Annotated in this window: 1 protein-coding gene; it reads left to right on the top strand. The window is 59.9% G+C overall.

Going from position 1 to position 367, the window contains the following annotated elements; translation table 11 throughout:
• A partial coding sequence (locus CSV68_RS16955) for a hypothetical protein (RefSeq protein WP_199175065.1) occupies nucleotides 1-367 on the top strand: 367 nt, incomplete at both ends.

The following is a 367-nucleotide window of genomic DNA, read 5'->3' as shown; positions in this document are numbered from 1 at the left end:
CGGTATCAACCTTCGGGCTACAGCGGCGGCGACATGTTGGCGGCCGGCGTGATCAGCTTCGGTGTCGGCATTGCGGTCGCCTCATTGTTCAATCAGCACAACAGCGGCTGGCACAGCTGGGATATGCGCTGGGACGATCGACGCCAACCGGTGGTCTACCGCGATGCGCCCTACGTATCGCATTCCACCACCGTGGTGAATCGCGTCACCAACATCAACCAATATAACAACGTGAACAATGTGAATCGCAGCATCCATACAGTGAATAACTACAACAATACGACCGCCGCCCCGACGCCGTATTTCAACCCGCCGACGCCTAACGCGCAGCCGCGTGTCGCGCCTGCGGCCCATGCGCCGATGACCC

The organism is Sporosarcina sp. P29 (assembly GCF_002743265.1).
Lineage (GTDB): Bacteria > Bacillota > Bacilli > Bacillales_A > Planococcaceae > Sporosarcina.
The sequence above is the reverse complement of the archived record's forward strand: the minus strand, read 5'-3'. Positions and strand labels throughout refer to the sequence as shown.